13 protein-coding genes, 1 tRNA gene and 2 rRNA genes (1 of these 16 running past the window's edge) are annotated in these 18,551 nt (G+C 55.9%); all 16 read left to right on the top strand.

Going from position 1 to position 18,551, the window contains the following annotated elements; translation table 11 throughout:
* Positions 1-2,258: ribosomal RNA gene (locus QQG91_RS13120) — 23S ribosomal RNA — on the top strand; it begins 570 nt to the left of the window's first position.
* Positions 2,259-2,339: 81 nt separating this feature from the next.
* A 5S ribosomal RNA gene (gene rrf, locus QQG91_RS13115) occupies positions 2,340-2,454 on the top strand.
* An 88-nt stretch (positions 2,455-2,542) separates the two neighbouring features.
* Positions 2,543-2,619, top strand: a tRNA-Met gene (locus QQG91_RS13110).
* A 209-nt stretch (positions 2,620-2,828) separates the two neighbouring features.
* On the top strand, positions 2,829-3,413 hold the full coding sequence (locus QQG91_RS13105; RefSeq protein ID WP_285770673.1) for an ANTAR domain-containing response regulator: 585 nt from the start codon (positions 2,829-2,831) through the stop codon (positions 3,411-3,413).
* Positions 3,410-4,585: an ABC transporter substrate-binding protein gene (locus QQG91_RS13100; protein WP_285770672.1), complete on the top strand. Its 1,176-nt coding sequence runs from the start codon at positions 3,410-3,412 to the stop codon at positions 4,583-4,585. Before QQG91_RS13105 ends, QQG91_RS13100 begins: the two co-directional genes overlap by 4 nt.
* 234 nt (positions 4,586-4,819) lie before the next feature.
* Positions 4,820-6,187 carry a CmpA/NrtA family ABC transporter substrate-binding protein gene (locus tag QQG91_RS13095; RefSeq protein ID WP_285770671.1) on the top strand — a complete coding sequence of 456 codons (1,368 nt, stop codon included), beginning with the start codon at positions 4,820-4,822 and terminating at the stop codon, positions 6,185-6,187.
* A gap of 59 nt (positions 6,188-6,246) precedes the next feature.
* Positions 6,247-7,329, top strand: a complete 1,083-nt coding sequence (locus QQG91_RS13090) for an ABC transporter permease (protein ID WP_285770670.1) — start codon at positions 6,247-6,249, stop codon at positions 7,327-7,329.
* 5 nt (positions 7,330-7,334) lie between these two features.
* Positions 7,335-9,020, top strand: a complete 1,686-nt coding sequence (locus tag QQG91_RS13085; protein WP_285770669.1) for an ABC transporter ATP-binding protein — start codon at positions 7,335-7,337, stop codon at positions 9,018-9,020.
* A 4-nt stretch (positions 9,021-9,024) separates the two neighbouring features.
* Positions 9,025-10,278, top strand: a complete 1,254-nt coding sequence (locus tag QQG91_RS13080; protein WP_285770668.1) for an NAD(P)/FAD-dependent oxidoreductase — start codon at positions 9,025-9,027, stop codon at positions 10,276-10,278.
* Positions 10,275-12,890, top strand: coding sequence for a nitrate reductase (locus tag QQG91_RS13075; RefSeq protein ID WP_285770667.1), 2,616 nt, complete (start codon positions 10,275-10,277; stop codon positions 12,888-12,890). Before QQG91_RS13080 ends, QQG91_RS13075 begins: the two co-directional genes overlap by 4 nt.
* On the top strand, positions 12,887-13,858 hold the full coding sequence (locus QQG91_RS13070) for a glycosyl transferase family protein (protein ID WP_285770666.1): 972 nt from the start codon (positions 12,887-12,889) through the stop codon (positions 13,856-13,858). The genes QQG91_RS13075 and QQG91_RS13070 overlap by 4 nt, the downstream gene beginning before the upstream one ends.
* A 9-nt stretch (positions 13,859-13,867) precedes the next feature.
* On the top strand, positions 13,868-15,271 hold the full coding sequence (cysG, locus tag QQG91_RS13065) for a siroheme synthase CysG (RefSeq protein WP_285770665.1): 1,404 nt from the start codon (positions 13,868-13,870) through the stop codon (positions 15,269-15,271).
* 24 nt (positions 15,272-15,295) lie between these two features.
* Entirely contained in the window at positions 15,296-15,802 is a 507-nt protein-coding gene (locus QQG91_RS13060; RefSeq protein ID WP_285770664.1) for an acyloxyacyl hydrolase, read from the top strand.
* 81 nt (positions 15,803-15,883) lie between these two features.
* Positions 15,884-16,810: an ABC transporter ATP-binding protein gene (locus QQG91_RS13055; RefSeq protein ID WP_285770663.1), complete on the top strand. Its 927-nt coding sequence runs from the start codon at positions 15,884-15,886 to the stop codon at positions 16,808-16,810.
* Positions 16,807-17,568: an ABC transporter permease gene (locus tag QQG91_RS13050; protein WP_285770662.1), complete on the top strand. Its 762-nt coding sequence runs from the start codon at positions 16,807-16,809 to the stop codon at positions 17,566-17,568. The genes QQG91_RS13055 and QQG91_RS13050 overlap by 4 nt, the downstream gene beginning before the upstream one ends.
* 40 nt (positions 17,569-17,608) lie before the next feature.
* Entirely contained in the window at positions 17,609-18,418 is an 810-nt protein-coding gene (locus QQG91_RS13045) for a S49 family peptidase (RefSeq protein WP_285770661.1), read from the top strand.
* The last annotated feature ends 133 nt before the right edge of the window (positions 18,419-18,551 follow it).

The following is an 18,551-nucleotide window of genomic DNA, read 5'->3' as shown; positions in this document are numbered from 1 at the left end:
CCTGACGGCGTACCTTTTGTATAATGGGTCATCGACTTGGTCTCACAAGCAAGCTTAAGCCGTTAGGTGTAGGCGTAGCGAAAGCGAGTCTTAATAGGGCGAATGAGTTTGTGGGATCAGACCCGAAACCGAGTGATCTAGCCATGGCCAGGATGAAGGTTGGGTAACACCAACTGGAGGTCCGAACCCACACCTGTTGAAAAAGGTCGGGATGAGCTGTGGCTAGGGGTGAAAGGCCAATCAAACTCGGAGATAGCTGGTTCTCTGCGAAATCTATTTAGGTAGAGCGTCGACCGAATACCCTCGGGGGTAGAGCACTGGATGGGTAATGGGGTCCCACAGACTTACTGATCCTAACCAAACTCCGAATACCGAGGAGTACTAGTCGGCAGACACACGGCGGGTGCTAACGTCCGTCGTGAAGAGGGAAACAACCCTGACCTACAGCTAAGGCCCCCAATTCATGGCTAAGTGGGAAAGCAGGTGGGACGACCAAAACAACCAGGAGGTTGGCTTAGAAGCAGCCATCCTTTAAAGATAGCGTAACAGCTCACTGGTCTAAATAAGTTGTCCTGCGGCGAAGATGTAACGGGGCTCAAGCCATGAGCCGAAGCTTAGGATGCACATATGTGCGTGGTAGCAGAGCGTGGTGTGATATAGTTCCACGCCTCCTTACTCACTTCGGTGGGATTGGAGGCAGGGAGCTTTCTGTGAAGCTGGCGCGTGAGCGATCCGGTGGAGAGATCACCAGTGAGAATGATGACATGAGTAGCGACAAAGAGGGTGAGAGACCCTCTCGCCGAAAGTCCAAGGGTTCCTGCTTAAAGCTAATCTGAGCAGGGTAAGCCGACCCCTAAGGCGAGGCCGAAAGGCGTAGTCGATGGGAATCAGGTTAATATTCCTGAGCCAGGAGGATGTGACGGATCTCGAAGATTGTTTGCCCTTATCGGATTGGGTGAGCCGTTTAGAGGTTCCTGGAAATAGCCCTCCATGAGATCGTACCCTAAACCGACACAGGTGGACTGGTAGAGAATACCAAGGCGCTTGAGAGAACGATGTTGAAGGAACTCGGCAAAATACCTCCGTAAGTTCGCGAGAAGGAGGCCCCGTTCGTAGGCAACTACGGGCGGGGGGCACAAACCAGGGGGTGGCGACTGTTTACTTAAAACACAGGGCTCTGCGAAGTCGTAAGACGACGTATAGGGTCTGACGCCTGCCCGGTGCCGGAAGGTTAAAAGGAGGAGTGCAAGCTCCGAATTGAAGCCCCGGTAAACGGCGGCCGTAACTATAACGGTCCTAAGGTAGCGAAATTCCTTGTCGGGTAAGTTCCGACCTGCACGAATGGCGTAACGACCTCCCCGCTGTCTCCAACATCGACTCAGCGAAATTGAATTGTGTGTCAAGATGCACACTTCCCGCGGTTAGACGGAAAGACCCCATGCACCTTTACTATAGCTTCGCACTGGCATCAGGTACAGCATGTGCAGGATAGGTGGTAGGCTTTGAAGCAGGGACGCCAGTCTCTGTGGAGCCTCCCTTGAGATACCACCCTTGCTCTGCTTGATGTCTAACCGCGGCCCGTTATCCGGGTCCGGGACCCTGCGTGGTGGGTAGTTTGACTGGGGCGGTCGCCTCCTAAACAGTAACGGAGGCGCGCGAAGGTTGGCTCAGAGCGGTCGGAAATCGCTCGTTGAGTGCAATGGCAGAAGCCAGCCTGACTGCAAGACTGACAAGTCGAGCAGAGACGAAAGTCGGCCATAGTGATCCGGTGGTCCCGAGTGGAAGGGCCATCGCTCAACGGATAAAAGGTACGCTGGGGATAACAGGCTGATGATGCCCAAGAGTCCATATCGACGGCATCGTTTGGCACCTCGATGTCGGCTCATCTCATCCTGGGGCTGGAGCAGGTCCCAAGGGTATGGCTGTTCGCCATTTAAAGAGGTACGTGAGCTGGGTTTAGAACGTCGTGAGACAGTTCGGTCCCTATCTTCCGTGGGTGTAGGATACTTGAGAGGAGTTGCCCCTAGTACGAGAGGACCGGGGTGAACGATCCACTGGTGGACCAGTTGTCGTGCCAACGGCAGTGCTGGGTAGCTATGATCGGACAGGATAACCGCTGAAGGCATCTAAGCGGGAAGCCCCCCTCAAAACAAGGTATCCCTGAGGACCGTGGTAGACCACCACGTCGATAGGCCGGAGATGTAAGCGCAGTAATGCGTTCAGTTGACCGGTACTAATGGTCCGATAGGCTTGATTTGATCCAGTAAAAGCAACGCTGCAAATCAAAAGCCATACACCAACAATGTGTACATGACTTGGAATTCTTGGTTCTTTCTCGGTCTGGTGGCTATAGCACGAGCAAAACACCCGATCCCTTTCCGAACTCGGCCGTTAAGTGCCGTCGCGCTGATGGTACTGCGTCTTAAGACGTGGGAGAGTAAGTCACCGCCAGACCTAGTAAGAACCAAAATTCTCTCTAAACGATAGCAAATCCCATCACATAACCCAGATGGGAAACAACTTAGCGCCAAGCTAAAAATGGCGCGGGATGGAGCAGCCCGGTAGCTCGTCAGGCTCATAACCTGAAGGTCGTAGGTTCAAATCCTACTCCCGCAACCAAGTCTTAAGGGATAAAAAATCCAAAGCTATAAGCTGCAAACGCACGTGGCATATAACGAAGCTCACGGCGGTTGAGCGGCAACATATTTGCATTAAATTTGAGCAAAACGCCCACAGATTGAGCTGAAGCAGACCAAAGCTTTTGTGGCTAATGGATGGTGTATCAGGCCGCCTTTACTTTGGTTTAGCCTGATCTGATTGATCTTCTTATGGCTAAGAAACTCTCGATTGTTGTCATCGAAAAAAACCAAGCACGCGCGACGCTTATTGCCGATAGCCTCAGCGATGCTGGCGATTTCGAGGTCTCTTTCATCACCGAAGAGGCGGGATTGGCACGGCGTATCTCGGAGAGAAATCCCGATGTGGTGCTGATCGATATGGAAAGCCCTTCTCGGGACATGCTCGAGGAAATGGCGCTGGCGACTGGACCTCTGGATCGCCCCGTCGCGATGTTCGTTGATCGAAGTGATGACGGCCTTACGAAATCCGCGATTGAAGCTGGGGTCTCTGCATATGTGGTCGACGGACTGAAACCGGAGCGGCTCAAGCCCATTCTGGACGCTGCCATTACCCGTTTCCACATGTTCCATCGGATGCGCAAAGAGCTTGAGGCGACAAAAAAAGCGCTCGAGGAGCGCAAAGTCATCGATAAAGCCAAGGGAATTTTGATGAAAGCGCGCGGTATCGAGGAAGAGGCCGCATATGCTTTGCTTCGCAAGACCGCGATGGATCAGGGCCGCAAAGTCGCTGAAGTCGCGAGCGCGCTTGTTACCGCTGCAGGGCTTTTGTCATGAAGGGCGCTAACGTCAGGGTCGGTATCATGCCCCTTGTGGATTCCGCGCCGATCATCGCCGCAAAGGAGTTGGGGTTTGCAACGCAAGAAGGTCTGACTATCGAATTGGTGAAAGCCCCTTCTTGGTCGACGCTGCGTGATATGTTGGTCCACGGCCGTGTGGAGGCTGCACATATGCTTGCGCCGGTTCCGATCGCGCTTGCCCTGGGACTCGGGGCTCATGCCGAGCTGGATGTGCTGAGTGTGCTCTCGGTGAATGGCACGGTGGTTGGCGTCTCTAACGCCCTTGCGGAGCGGCTGCGCAGTCAGCAATTCGCTTTCGATTTCCGCGATGCAATGGCTGCGGGGCATGCGCTCCTTGAATGTGCGGCTCACCCGTTGCGGATTGCCGTGCCTTTTCCATTCTCGATGCATGCCGAGCTTTTGCACTATTGGCTGGCGGGTCTTGGACTTTCGGACCTTCAGAGCGTCGAGATAAAGACCATTCCCCCATCGCTCATGGCCGAAGCTATGGCTGCGGGCGAGATTGACGCCTTTTGCGTTGGCGAGCCTTGGGGATCGATCGCAGTGGAGAACGGTGTCGGAACGCTGCTTTTGCCTCTTGCCGCAATCTGGGGGTTTGCGCCTGAAAAGGTATTGGCCGTTCGGAAAGAGTTTCGGGAAGCAGAACCCGACGTTGCCGAACGTTTGACCCGTGCGGTTTGGCGCGCTGGCAAATGGTTGGATCAGCGTGAAAACCACATGACCGCCTCCGAAATCCTTGCTCGTCCTGAATACGTGGATGTTGCGCCCGAAATTCTCGAGCGCGCATTCGAGGGCAGGCTCGTGATTTCCCAGAGAGGCGAAACGCGTCAGGTCCCCAACTTTCTGACCTTTACCGATGGATCCGCGAGTTTCCCCTGGCAATCCTGGGCTGCATGGATCGCCAGACAACTGGCCTTGCGTCACGGGTTGGATCTCGACACCGCGATTGAAGCCGCAAAGGGCGTGTTTCGCACGGATGTTTATCGCGCTGCGCTCGCGCCCGAGCTGGCGGGGCTCCCGCTCTCGGACTGGAAAATCGAAGGCGCAGCAATGGAGCGGATGAAGATAGATTCGGCCCATGGCACACTCCAATTGGAGCCTGATGTATTCTTCGATGGCAAAGTTTTTGATCCCAACCCGCGCAGCTGACCAAAATTTGAGCATTTTGCTGCGCGGCAGCAATTTCGATGCTGCAAATGCTCCAAGACCCGACCCTGCTGAGATACGAATAAATCAGGCCGCAACGACGCGACCACGACATTAGTCCTCGCCATCTGGGGACCAAAGAGCAAAGCCGCTCGACCTTCTGCAATCCTCCTGCAGATCAAGGTCGGCGGCTTTTTTGATTGGGACGGCCCATGTGCCAAAACAGGGAACGAACGAATGAAAAGGCTAACAGCCATTTTGACGGCAACCACACTCCTGACCTCGCCCGCATTCGCCGAAATGCTCGAACTGGAAAAGGACGAGCTGAAACTCGGCTTCATCAAACTGACCGATATGGCCCCTCTCGCTGTGGCCTATGAACAGGGGTATTTCCTTGATGAGGGTCTTTTCGTCACTCTGGAAGCACAAGCAAACTGGAAAGTTCTGCTCGATGGCGTCATCGACGGCACTTTGGATGGCGCGCATATGCTCGCAGGTCAACCGATTGCCGCAACCATCGGATACGGCACCGAAGCGCATATCGTGACCCCGTTCTCCATGGATCTTAACGGAAACGGCATCACGGTTTCGAACGAGGTTTGGGACATGATGCGTCCCCATATCTCGTCTATGGAAGACGGTCGTCCCCAGCATCCGATCAGCGCCGAGGCATTGGTTCCCGTCGTCGAAGAGTTCCGCAATCAGGGCAAGCCTTTCAATATGGGAATGGTTTTCCCCGTCTCGACCCACAATTACGAACTTCGCTACTGGCTGGCCTCGGGTGGTCTCAATCCGGGCTTCTATTCGCCCGAGGATGTCACGGGGCAAATCGCAGCCGATGTCTTTCTCTCTGTAACCCCGCCGCCGCAGATGCCTGCGACGCTCGAGGCCGGAACCATCAACGGCTATTGTGTGGGCGAGCCATGGAACCAGCAAGCCGTGATCAAGGGGATCGGTGTGCCGGTGATCACCGACTACGAGATCTGGAAAAACAATCCTGAAAAAGTCTTCGGTCTTAGCGCCGAGTTTGTCGAGCAAAACCCCAATACCACGCTTGCACTGACCAAGGCCCTCATTCGGGCTGCGATGTGGCTTGACGAGAATGACAACGCCAACCGTATTGAAGCGGTGAACATTCTGGCCAAGCCCGAGTATGTGGGGGCGGATGCGGACGTGATCGACAACTCCATGACAGGCACTTTCGAATATGAACCGGGCGATGTGCGTGACGTTCCTGATTTCAACGTATTCTTTCGCTATTATGCCAACTATCCGTTCTACTCGGACGCAGTCTGGTATCTGACACAAATGCGCCGTTGGGGGCAGATCGCCGAGACCAAGCCCGATGGCTGGTATGATGAAGTGGCCAAGTCGGTCTACAAGCCGGACATCTATCTGCAGGCGGCACGTATGCTTGTGGAGGAGGGGCTTGCGAATGAAGCCGACTTCCCCTGGGATAGCGATGGCTATCGCGCACCTACCCCCGCCGAGGACATCATTGATGGCGTACCCTTCGATGCACGCACGCCTAATGCCTACATCGACAGTCTGAGCATCGGCCTCAAGTCGGGTCAGACCGTCGTCGGTAACGAAATCCAAGGTTAACCCGGATTAAAACCGGAGGCTGCAAAGGTCTCCGGTCCCCTACTTGCGAGGACATTGCCATGACCACCGCCGATCCTGAATTTGCCAAGAGCGTTGATCGCGAGGCACGCAAAGCAAAGCTCTTTACCCGTATCAACAAGGCCGACGCATGGTTCAAGGTCGTTGGCCTGCCTTGGATCACGCCAATTCTCAAAGCGATTGCAGGAGATAATCCGCGCGCGCAGGGAAAAGAAATCTGGCGTCTTCTTGGCGTGCCCATGTTGGCAATTCTGGCGTTCTTGATGCTTTGGGGCACTTTGGCGCCCAAGGTTCAAACGTCGCTTGGTGCCATCCCCGGTCCTGTACAGGTCTGGAACGAGGCTGTTGCGCTTCACGCCGATGCCGGTGAAAAGGCTGAAAAAGAGGCTGTTTTTTACGACCGCCTCGAGGCGCGGAACCAAAAGCTGATCGAGGCAGGGCGCGCGGATGAGGTCAAGACCATGGCCTATACGGGTGCGCCCTCGTATTACGACCAGATCGGAACCTCGATCAAAACCGTGTTCTTCGGGTTCCTTATTGCCTCGGTTGTTGCGATCCCCGTCGGTATCCTCGCGGGTCTTTCGCCTACGGCGAACGCGGCAATCAATCCGATTGTGCAGATTTTCAAACCTGTTTCGCCGCTGGCTTGGCTCCCGATCGTAACGATGGTCATTTCGGCGCTGATCGAGTCGAACGACGGTCTTTTTGCCAAATCGTTTCTTGTTTCGGCGATTACAGTAACGCTTTGCTCGCTTTGGCCCACGTTGATCAACACCGCGCTCGGTGTGGCGTCGATCGACAAGGATCTGATTTCGGTTTCCAAGGTGCTCAAGATGAACACTTGGACCAAAATCACCAAGCTTGTTCTACCTTCTGCGCTTCCCCTTATCTTTACGGGTCTGCGCCTTTCGCTTGGCGTGGGTTGGATGGTTCTCATCGCCGCCGAGATGCTCGCCCAGAACCCTGGTCTTGGTAAATTTGTTTGGGATGAATTCCAGAACGGATCTTCATCATCTCTCGCCCGTATCATGGTTGCAGTGTTCACAATCGGGATCATCGGCTTCTTGCTCGACCGCGTGATGTTCGCGATCCAGTCCCTCTTCACCTTCTCTTCGACACGGTGATCGACATGGCCAGCATTCTCAGCTTCAAGAACGTCTTTAAAGGTTACGGGCAAGGCGCAAATCGCACCGAAGTTCTCAAGGACATCAATCTCGAGGTCGAAGACGGTGAGTTCATCGCGATCCTCGGATTTTCGGGAACGGGCAAGTCAACGCTCATGAACATGGTCGCGGGACTTGATAAACCCGATCAAGGCACCGTCACGTTTCGCGGCAAAGAGATCGAAGGTCCGGGACCAGAACGCGGCCTTGTCTTTCAGAGCTATAGTCTGATGCCTTGGTTGACGGTCAAAGGGAACATTCTTCTGGCTGTGGAATCCGTCTTCGGGAACCTCTCGGCACAGGAACGGAGCACAAAGGCCGACCACTATATCAAGATGGTTGGATTGAGCCATGCCGCGCAGCGCCGTCCCTCCGAGCTCTCGGGCGGGATGCGGCAGAGGGTTTCGGTCGCACGGGCACTTGCGATGAACCCCGATATGCTTCTTTTGGACGAGCCGCTTTCCGCGCTTGATGCTTTGACCCGCGCCAATCTTGCGGATGAAATACTCGAGATTTGGCAACAGGATCAGAAAACCTGCATCCTCATCACCAATGACGTGGACGAAGCGATCCTCTTGGCAGACCGCATCATTCCTCTCAATCCCGATGGAACTTTGGGCGCAGAGATCAAAGTGACCATACCGCGTCCGCGCGACCGGAGCGAAATGAACAATGACGAAGTGTTCAAAAAACTTCGGGCCAAGGTTACGAAATACCTGATGGATGTCGGTATCGAGGGCAAAGTCGAAGGGTCTCGTGTGCTCCCGAATGTAACGCCGATCCATGGCGTTCCTGCCGCCGTCGCGGCTGCAACAGAAGGGATGATAGATGACCGCTTTCTCGACTTCTCGCAGCTTCACAAAATTTATCCGACACCAAAGGGGCCTTTGACGGTGGTCGAAAACTTTGACCTCAAGGTCAATCGCGGCGAGTTCATTTCCCTGATCGGTCATTCCGGATGCGGCAAATCGACGGTTCTTACCATGGCCGCAGGCCTGAACGCGATTTCCAAGGGTGCAATCAAGCTTGATGGTCGCCACGTCGAAGGTGCTGACCCCGAGCGCGCCGTTGTCTTCCAATCCCCCAACCTTTTCCCGTGGCTCACGGCCAAGGAGAATGTCTCTATCGGTGTGGACAAGGTCTACCCCCGCGCCACGCGCGAAGAGCGTCAGGAAGTGGTTGAATACTATCTGGAGCGGGTTGGACTTGCCGACGCCATGGATCGCCCTGCACATTCGATGTCCAACGGGATGAAACAGCGCGTCGGCATTGCACGCGCCTTTGCACTCTCGCCCAAGCTCCTGCTTTTGGATGAACCCTTTGGGATGCTCGACTCTCTCACGCGTTGGGAGCTTCAAGAGGTTCTGATGGAAGTCTGGAGCCGCACCAAAGTTACGGCGATCTGCGTGACGCATGACGTGGACGAAGCCATCCTGCTCGCGGATCGGGTCGTCATGATGACCAATGGTCCTCAGGCGACCATCGGCAAGATCACGGATGTAAAATTACCACGTCCTCGCACCCGCAAGGCTTTGCTCGAACATCCCGATTACTATGCCTATCGCCAAGAGGTGCTCGATTTCCTTGAAGAATACGAGCACGGCGCCAAACCCGCAAAAAAGCCCGAACCCAAGGCGGTCGCAGCGGAGTAATCATATGAAAAAGCTGGTTGTAATCGGTGCGGGCATGGCATCGGGGCGGTTGCTGGATCACCTGACCCGAGAGCATGCGTCCTTTGAGGTCACGTTATTCAATGCCGAACCACGCGGCACCTACAACCGTATCATGCTGTCCTCCGTTCTCGCAGGAGAGAAGAACCTTGACGAAATCATAACCCATCCCGCCTCATGGTATGAGGCGCGCGGGATCACATGCCGTTTTGGAGAGAAGGTCATCGGTATTGATCCAAAAGGCAAAACCGTCTTCGGCGAAAAAGGCCCCGTGCGTTACGACAAACTTGTGATCGCAACGGGATCGTCGTCCTTCATCATCCCGATCGAAGGGTGCAGGCTTGATGGTGTGATCGGATACCGCGATGTCGAAGATACGCTATGCATGATCGAAAGCGCAGGTAAATCGGTCAGAGACGTTGTGGTTATCGGTGGTGGTGTCCTTGGTCTCGAAGCGGCGGCAGGTTTGCGCGCCCGAGGTGCCCATGTCACCGTGCTGCACAACACGTCCTATCTGATGAACCGCCAGCTTGACGAAGTGGCGGCAGGCTTCTTGCGGTCTGCAATCGAAGCGCGGGGTATCAGTGTAATTTGCGGTGCAAAAACGCAAGGGATCTTGGGGGATTACGGTAAAGTCACGGCCGTCGAGGTCGAGGGGATCTCCCCGATCAAAGCCGATCTGGTGGTCATGGCCGCAGGTATCAGACCGAATGTGGACCTTGCCAAAGCTGCGGGTCTCGACAAGGGCCGTGCAATCAAAGTTAGCGCCTCGCTACAGACAAGCGACCCCGATATATACGCGCTTGGCGAATGTATCGAGTTCCAAGATCAGACCTTTGGCCTTGTTGCTCCGATCTTCGAGCAAGCAAAGGTCCTGTCCGAAAGGCTCTTGGGCCGTAACGCCCGTTTTGAAATCAAGAAGGCGTCGACCAAGCTCAAGGTTACGGGATGCGATCTCTTTTCGGCGGGTGATTTCGATGAAGACGAGGGCACAGAGTCACTTGTCTATACCGATCCCCTGAACGCGCAGTATCGCAAGGTTGTCCTCAAAGAAAACCGTGTCCATGGTGTCGTTCTTTACGGCGATACACGTGACGGCAATTGGTTCTTTGACCTCGTCCAGTCAAAGACCGACATCTCCTCTATCCGAGATACGCTGCTCTTTGGCCCCGCCTATCAGGACCTCGATCTTGCTTCAGCCGATCCCCAACCTGCCGAACAGCTAAGAGCCATTGCATGAGCAATTTATCCCCTATTCGCTCCACTTGTGCCTATTGCGGCGTCGGCTGCGGGATCGTGGCGACACGGCAAGCCGATGGTTCCCTCGCCATCAGCGGAGACAAGACACATCCAGCGAATTTCGGCCGCCTCTGTTCCAAAGGTTCCGCACTTGGCGACACGGTCGGAAACGAGCGCCGTCTTTTGCATCCGATGATCAACGGTAAGAAAGCGGAATGGGACGATGCTCTTGCACTAGTCGCGGCAAAATTCAAAGCGACGATCAAAGAACATGGGGCGGATTCCGTAGCCTTTTATGTTTCGGGACAGCTTCTGACCGAGGATTACTATGTCGCCAACAAGCTGATGAAAGGCTTCATCGGCTCTGCGAATATCGACACCAACTCGCGGCTTTGCATGGCTTCGACCGTTGCGGGACACAAGCGTGCTTTCGGCACTGACACGGTTCCCGGGGTCTATGCCGACATCGAACACGCGGATCTTGTCGTTCTGGTCGGCTCCAATCTCGCTTGGTGCCATCCTGTTTTGTATCAGCGACTTGCAGCGGCCAAAGCCGGTCGGCCGAGCATGAAGGTCATCAATATCGATCCACGTCGCACGGCGACCAGTGATCTTGCCGATCTTCATCTGTCGCTTCGCATCGGCACGGATGTCGCTCTCTTCAATCACCTCTTGGCACAGATCGAGGCCAGAGGCGCGATTGATCCGCGCACCTTTGAGAAGGTGAACGGCCTTCGTGATGCGCTGGAAAGCGCCAGAGAAGATGATGTCGCGGTCTGTGGACTCGAACCGAGAGAGGTCGAAGCTTTCGTTCAGGCCTTTATCGGCACACAAAAGGTCGTCACCATTTTTTCCCAGGGAGTGAACCAGTCTTCGGCAGGCACAGACAAAGTCAATGCGATCATCAACTGTCATTTGGCGACAGGACGGATTGGCAAAGAAGGGATGGGACCATTTTCCGTGACTGGCCAACCCAATGCCATGGGCGGGCGAGAGGTCGGCGGCTTGGCTAATATGCTGGCCTGTCACCTCGATCTCGAAGTCGCCGAGCATCGGAAAACCGTCCAAGAATTCTGGAAGGTCGAAAAGGTTCCCGAGCGTCCCGGCCTCAAGGCTGTCGATATGTTCAAAGCGGTGGCCGATGGAAAAATCAAAGCCATCTGGATCATGTGCACGAACCCGATCGTCTCGCTCCCCGAGGCGGATGGGGTCAAAGCGGCGCTCGAGGCCTGCGATTTCGTGGTGGTGAGTGATCTCTCTGCCGAGGTCGAAACCGCAAAAGTCGCAGATGTTCTTTTGCCCGCGACGGGATGGGGCGAAAAAGATGGAACTGTCACGAATTCCGATCGTCTCATCAGTCGGCAACGGTCTCTCTTGCCGCCTGCAGGCGCGGCGCGTCACGACTGGGACATCATCAGCGAAGTCGGGCGACGCATGGGCTGGGCGCGCGCCTTTGCCTATTCTTCGCCTGCCCAGATTTTCAAAGAGTTTGCGGCGCTTTCGGCTGCCTGCGCCGTCCACGGACGGGATTTCGATATCTCGGGTTTGGTCGATGCGGAGTATGACAGAATGGAGCCGACCCGCTGGCCGGTGCGCGCGGACGGATCGCAAACCGAAAGGTTCTTTGCAGATGGCGGCTATTTCACGCCATCAGGCAAAGCCAATGCAATCCCAATACGCTTTCGCGAGCCTGTATCGAAGCGCGAGCCAAAGTATCCCTATCGGCTGAACACGGGCCGAATTCGTGATCAATGGCATACGATGACCCGAACCGGCCTATCGGCAAAACTGGGTCAGCATTTGCCCGAGCCGTTTGTCGAAATCCATCCCGAAGATGCAAAGCGGTTGGGGATAGAGCCGCAAAGTTTGGTCGAACTCACCTCGCCCAGCGGGACCGCGATCCTTCGGGCTCAGATTACCCATCGCGTCTCGGAGGGAGAGCTTTTCGTTCCGATCCATTGGACGGATGTTTTTGCATCGAACGGGCGTGTCGATGCCCTTGTCGCTGCGGTCGTCGATCCCGTTTCGGGCCAACCCGAGAGCAAAGCTTCGGTCGTAGCGGCAAAGCCTTATGCGCCCGCGTGGTACGGGTTTGCAGTGACCCAACGCAATGAGGTTCCTCTCACCGATTATTGGAGCCGTGCACGGATCCAAGGCGGCTGGCGTATCGAATTGGCTGGAAAAAGCCCCTACGATTTCGAGGGGCTTGCCCGCTCAATTCTGGGATATGAAGGCGAGCTGATCCGCTATTCCGATCAATCGAAGGGCACGGCGCGATTTGCCGCGCTCCACGATGGCAAAGTGGTCGGCGCACTCTTTATCGCACCCGATCCGCTAAAGGTTTCAAAGGAATTCATTGTCGCGTCTCTAGGCTCAGGCTCGCCGCTTGTCCTTGCCGGTCGACCGGCTGCCGATATGCCTGATCCCGGTCCGATTGTTTGCTCTTGCTTCTCGGTCGGGGTCAATACGATCCTGACTGCGATTCAGGAAGGTGGTCTCATGACAGTTGACGAAATCGGTGGCGCTCTTCGCGCGGGAACCAATTGTGGGTCGTGCAAACCCGAGCTGGCAGAATTGCTCGCACGGGGACAAAGCCGTCAGGCCGCGGAATGAGTGGCGCGCTTGCTCCTTATGTCGCGATCCTTGGGCGGGGTCCGGGACGTTCGCGGTCTTTGACCATGGACGAAGCACATGCCGCGCTTTCAATCGTTCTGTCGGGCGAGGCGGAACCCGAAGCGGTCGGCGCACTGTTGATGCTGATGCGTATGAAGGGCGAAACCGCCGAAGAAATCGCGGGCTTTGTTCGGGCGGCACGCTCTGTTATTCCTTTGATCGACGTGAAGCCCGATCTTGACTGGCCGAGCTATGCCGCTGGACGCACGCGCGGCCACCCTTGGTTCTTGCTATCGGCAAAGCTTGTTGCGCAGGCGGGATATTCGGTGCTCCTTCACGGGTGGAACAGTCACCAAAACCCGATCGCTTCGGTCCGTGCAGCTTTGCCCGATCTTGGGATCGCGAGTGCTGCCTCGCTTGACGAGGTCGCGCAGATCATGTCCCGAGATGACATCGCCTATCTTCCACTCGAAGTGGCCTCCTCGCCTCTGTTTCGTCTTTTGCGCCTTCGAGAGGTTCTCGGCTTGCGGTCGTGTATCAACACGGTCCTAAGAGTGCTGAACCCCGCAAAGGCTGCGGCTTCCGTTCAGGGCGTATTCCACCCTCCCTATCGTCTATTACAGGCCGATGCAGGCGCGATCCTGGGTCAACAAACCCTCACAGTGCTCAAAGGAGGCGGCGGCGAATTCGAACGGCATCCTGGAAAAGACGTCGCTCTTTTCGGCCTTCGACAGGGGACACCGTGGGAAGGAAGTGCCAAGGGCTTTTGGGACGAAACCCGACGTCTTGCCGAAGCGACAACAGCTGAAGGAGCGCCCATCGCTCTTTGGAACGGGGCACTTGAGGACCCCTTTGCCGAAGCCATCGTTCTGGCCACCGCAGCAACAGCGCTAGAGTCGCTCGGTGAGGCGGACGGTATGGCGCTGGCCACCACGCTTTGGCAGACCCGTTCTCCCATTGGAACATAGGATATCGAGATGAAGTCTTTCCCCATGTTCATCCGGATGGAGAACCGCCGCGTTGTAATCGTGGGGGGCGGGGAACAAGCCGCGCAAAAGTCACGTCTCGTGCTCAAGACGGAGGCCGCCCTCGATATCATTGCAGAAGAAATCGATGATGAGCTGGCGGCCATCGTCCAGAGCGGTCGGGCGCGCCATCTGCGGGGGCCCATTACCCGAGCGCAGTTCAGGGATACAGCGCTTGTCTTCATCGGCACGGGGTGCCCCGTGATCGATGCATCCATCCACGCAATCGCAAAGGACGCGGGCGCACTGGTCAATGTGGTCGATCAACCCGAGCTTTGTGATGCGACGACCCCCTCGATCGTCGACCGTGATCCGGTTGTTGTGGCGATCGGGACCGAAGGCACAGCCCCCGTCCTTGGTCGCTCGATCAAAACCGAAATCGAAAAAATGCTCGATCCGCGCTTGGGGAGTTTTGCTGCTTTGGCCGGCCGTCTGCGCACGGCTGTCGCGCATCGGATTCCCAAAGAGGAAAGACGCGATTTTTGGCGATGGGCCTTTAACGGGGCCCCTTGGGCGTCCTTTAAGAGGGGGGCGGAACGAGAGGCCATCGAGCTTCTTAAATCGGCGCTTGGGGGGAGCTATGACAAAGAAACAGGCGGCCAGATTGCTCTGGTCGGGGCGGGTCCGGGTGCACGGGACCTTCTGACGCTTCGGGCGGTCGAGCGGCTTCAGGAAGCGGATGTGATCTTTTATGATCGTCTTGTCGATCCGATGGTTCTTGAACTCGCCCGCCGTGATGCCGAGCGGGTCTATGTGGGCAAGACTGTCGGCGCCCATGCCTTTCCGCAAGAAACGATCTCCGCTTTGATCGTGGCCGAGGCAAGAAAAGGCCGCCGCGTCGTGCGGCTCAAATCGGGCGATCCTTCGATCTTCGGGCGCGCTGCCGAAGAACTCGAGGCGGCACGGCACTATGATATACCCGTCGAAATCGTGCCGGGTGTCACGGCGGCAAGCGCTGCTGCGGCGACGATGGGTGTTCCCCTGACCGAGCGCGGTGTCACGGATACATTGGTCATCACAACTGGAATGGCCCGAAGCGGTGACACTCTGCCCGACTGGCACAGGCATCTCGTCGCGGGCACACGGCTTGTTTTCTATATGGCGGTTGGGACGGCCGCCGAGCTCGCTGCAAATCTTATGACACAGGGGCTTGGTGCTGCGCAGCGCGTTCAAGTGGCCGCCGATGTCTCTACACCTCGACAAAAGATATTCGAGACAAGGCTCGATGCCTTGGCCGCTACGCTGGCAGCGGAACAGGTTTTTGGCTGCGCTTTGATCATGATCACCGTGCCTAAAGGTATCGGAATAGACGCGGATCTGGCCAAGGGGATTGTCTCGCATCGCGAACGCCGCTAACTCCTCTTCAAACAGGAGAGTTTCATGGACGGCACACTCGCCATCATCTTTTTGATCACCTCGCTGACCGATATGACGTTCGAGCATTGCCCCGAGGGCTGTTTGACGCGCGAAGATGCGCAATCCTATTTTGCGGTCGGTGCGCATGACGTCCGCTTTCAAGGCAATTCGATCTCGAAGGAAGTCCAGCTTACCTATCGGATGGACCGCAATTACGGACCGTTTCAACCCACCATCGCCGCCTCTGCCGCAGCGAACGGAGCGACATGGGTCGGTCTTGGCGCGACCTATGAAAAGATGTTCGGAAACGTTGTGTTCAACACGTCGTTGCTTCCGGGGTATTATGCCAACGGCAATGGTCCCGATCTCGGGTTTCCGATCGAATTTCGTTCGACGGTGGCGCTCGGATATAGCTTCGGCAACGGCATGCGTTTGAGTGTGAGTTATGATCACCGCTCGAACTCGGAATTGGGCAAGATCAATCCGGGGCTCGAGACTTACGGGCTCCAGATTTCGTTCCCTCTCAAATAAGCAGATATACTGTGCGCGGCTCGCCCCTTTGATCTTGGCGGAGTAGAGGTTAAGTATCTCCTCCAACAGGGGAGAATTGATATGTCAGCAATCGTTCAGGTTAAAAACCTGACCAAGACATATGCCAGCGGGTTCACCGCACTCGACGGCGTAAATCTGGACATCGAAGAAGGCGAGATCATCGCGCTTTTGGGGCCGAATGGCGCCGGAAAGACCACATTGATTTCCACCATCTGCGGGATCACGCAACCAAGTTCGGGGCAGGTGACCGTCGGTGGCTTCGATGTGGTCAAAAACTATCGCGATGCGCGTCGGTTGATCGGGCTCGTCCCGCAAGAGCTCAGCCTCGAAGCCTTCGAAACCGTCCGCAACTCGGTTCTTTTTTCGCGCGGTCTTTTCGGAAAATCCCGCAATGTGGAATTCGTTGAAGAAACGCTCCGCAAGCTCGGGCTTGGCGACAAGATGGATTCCCGTATCAATCAACTGTCGGGCGGCATGAAGCGCCGCGTGCTGATCGCCAAAGCCCTCGCGCATGAGCCGCGTGTTCTTTTCCTCGACGAGCCGACGGCGGGTGTGGATGTCGAGCTTCGCAAGGACATGTGGAGCGTCGTGGAAGATCTGCGCAAGGATGGAGTTACGATCATCCTGACCACCCACTACATCGAAGAGGCCGAAGCAATTGCCGACCGTATCGGCGTGATCAACAAAGGCCGAATTCTTCTGGTTCAGGACAAACACGAATTGATCGCTCAGATGGGGCGAAAAGAACTTCGGATCGATCTTGCCGACTCGATCGATGCGGTTCCCGATGCGCTTGCGGACTATGGTCTCAAGCTGGTCGAGGGTGGCCATTCGGTCGCCTATTCCTATGACACAAGGGCCGAACGAACAGGGATCACGGCACTTTTGCGCGACATGCAAAGTGCTGGTCTCCAGATGCGTGATCTTCAAACCCGTCAAAGCTCGCTCGAAGAAATCTTTGTCGATATCGTAAAGGAAACCACATGAACCTCGCGGCAATCAAAGCGATTTACCTGTTCGAGATGGCGCGTTTCTTTCGCACGTTCCGACAATCCATTATCGCGCCTGTAATTTCGACCTCACTCTACTTCGTGGTCTTCGGCGCAGCGATCGGAAGCCGTATCGATACGGTCGACGGCATCGGCTATGGGGCGTTCATCGTGCCGGGTTTGATCATGCTTTCGGTGATGACACAGTCCACCTCGAACGCGGCTTTCGGAATCTATTTCCCAAAATTCACAGGCTCGATCTATGAAATCCTGTCAGCGCCGGTGAACTTTTTCGAAGTTACCGTCGGTTATGTCGGTGCGGCGGCGACCAAGTCGCTTGTGATCGGGTTCATCATTCTGGCGACATCATTTTTCTTTGTAGACGTCACGATCCTACATCCTGTGTCGATGATTGCGTTCTTGTTGCTGACATGCCTGAGCTTTTCGCTTCTCGGATTTATTATCGGGATTTGGGCGGGGAATTTCGAACAGCTCAATCTGATCCCGATGCTGATCATCACGCCTCTCGTGTTCCTCGGCGGAAGTTTCTATTCAACCTCGATGCTCCCTCCGTTCTGGCAGGCGGTGACGATGTTCAATCCCGTGCACTATCTGATCTCGGGGTTCCGCTGGTCCTTTTTCGAGCAGGCGGACGTGCCCGTTGCGATCAGCCTTGGGGCGATCTCGGTCTTTACCCTGATTTGTCTCACGACGATTTGGTGGATCTTTCGGACAGGGTGGAGAATTCGCTCCTAAGTGGCTTGTCGGAAAACAACGCGCTGCTTAGATGAAGACAATGAAACGCTTCATCCCTTTTAAAAAGTATCTTCCCTTTGTGGAAAGTGACCCTGTCGTCGCCGTGTTGCGGCTTCAGGGCACCATTTCCAATTCGTCGCGCGGTTTGGATGATATCTCGCTCGCGCCGCTGATCGAAAAGGCCTTTCGTGGCAAGCCGGTGGCCGTTGCGCTCGAAATCAATTCCCCCGGAGGATCGCCTGTGCAGTCCTCGTTGATCGCTGCGCGGATCCGGCGGCTTGCCGAAGAAAAAGAGATCCCCGTCTTCGCCTTTGTCGAGGATGTGGCAGCTTCGGGCGGCTATTGGCTCGCAAGCGCCGCCGACGAAATTTATGCCGACCGCGGCTCGATGCTTGGTTCCATCGGGGTCATTTCTGCGGGCTTCGGACTTTCGGATCTGATCGGACGCTATGGGGTCGAGCGCCGTGTCCATACGGCAGGAAAATCCAAGTCGCTTCTTGATCCGTTCCAGCCACAAAAGCCGCAGGATGTCGAGCGGCTCAAGGTTTGGCTTGAACAGCTTCACACCTATTTCATCGATCACATCAAATCGCGTCGGGGCGACAAACTCGCACAGGACCAAGACCTCTTTACGGGCGACGTTTGGATCGGGGAAAAGGCCGTAGAAGTCGGCCTTGCCGACGGCATCGGCCATCTGGTTCCCGTGCTCAAGGACCGGTTCGGTGCAAAAGTCCGCTTCCGCCGCCTGAGCCAGAGGCGAAGCATTTTCCAGCGCTTCGGGGCACAAGCCGTCCACGATGCCATCGGCGGCATCGAAGAGCGCACCGCGTTCGGGCGCTTCGGTTTGTGAGATGCTGATCAAGGGCATCACACTTTTCTTGGTCTTCATGGCGGTGCTCGCCATGTTCGGTAAGCTTCGGTATCCGGGCAAAAAACTCATCGAAACAAAAAAGTGCGCGTCGTGCGGCCGCTTCAAAATAGGC

The sequence above is a fragment of the Marivivens sp. LCG002 genome (genome assembly GCF_030264275.1).
In the GTDB taxonomy this organism is placed as follows: domain Bacteria; phylum Pseudomonadota; class Alphaproteobacteria; order Rhodobacterales; family Rhodobacteraceae; genus Marivivens.
Note: the sequence above shows the minus strand (reverse complement) of the source record. Positions and strands in the feature narration are given on the sequence as shown.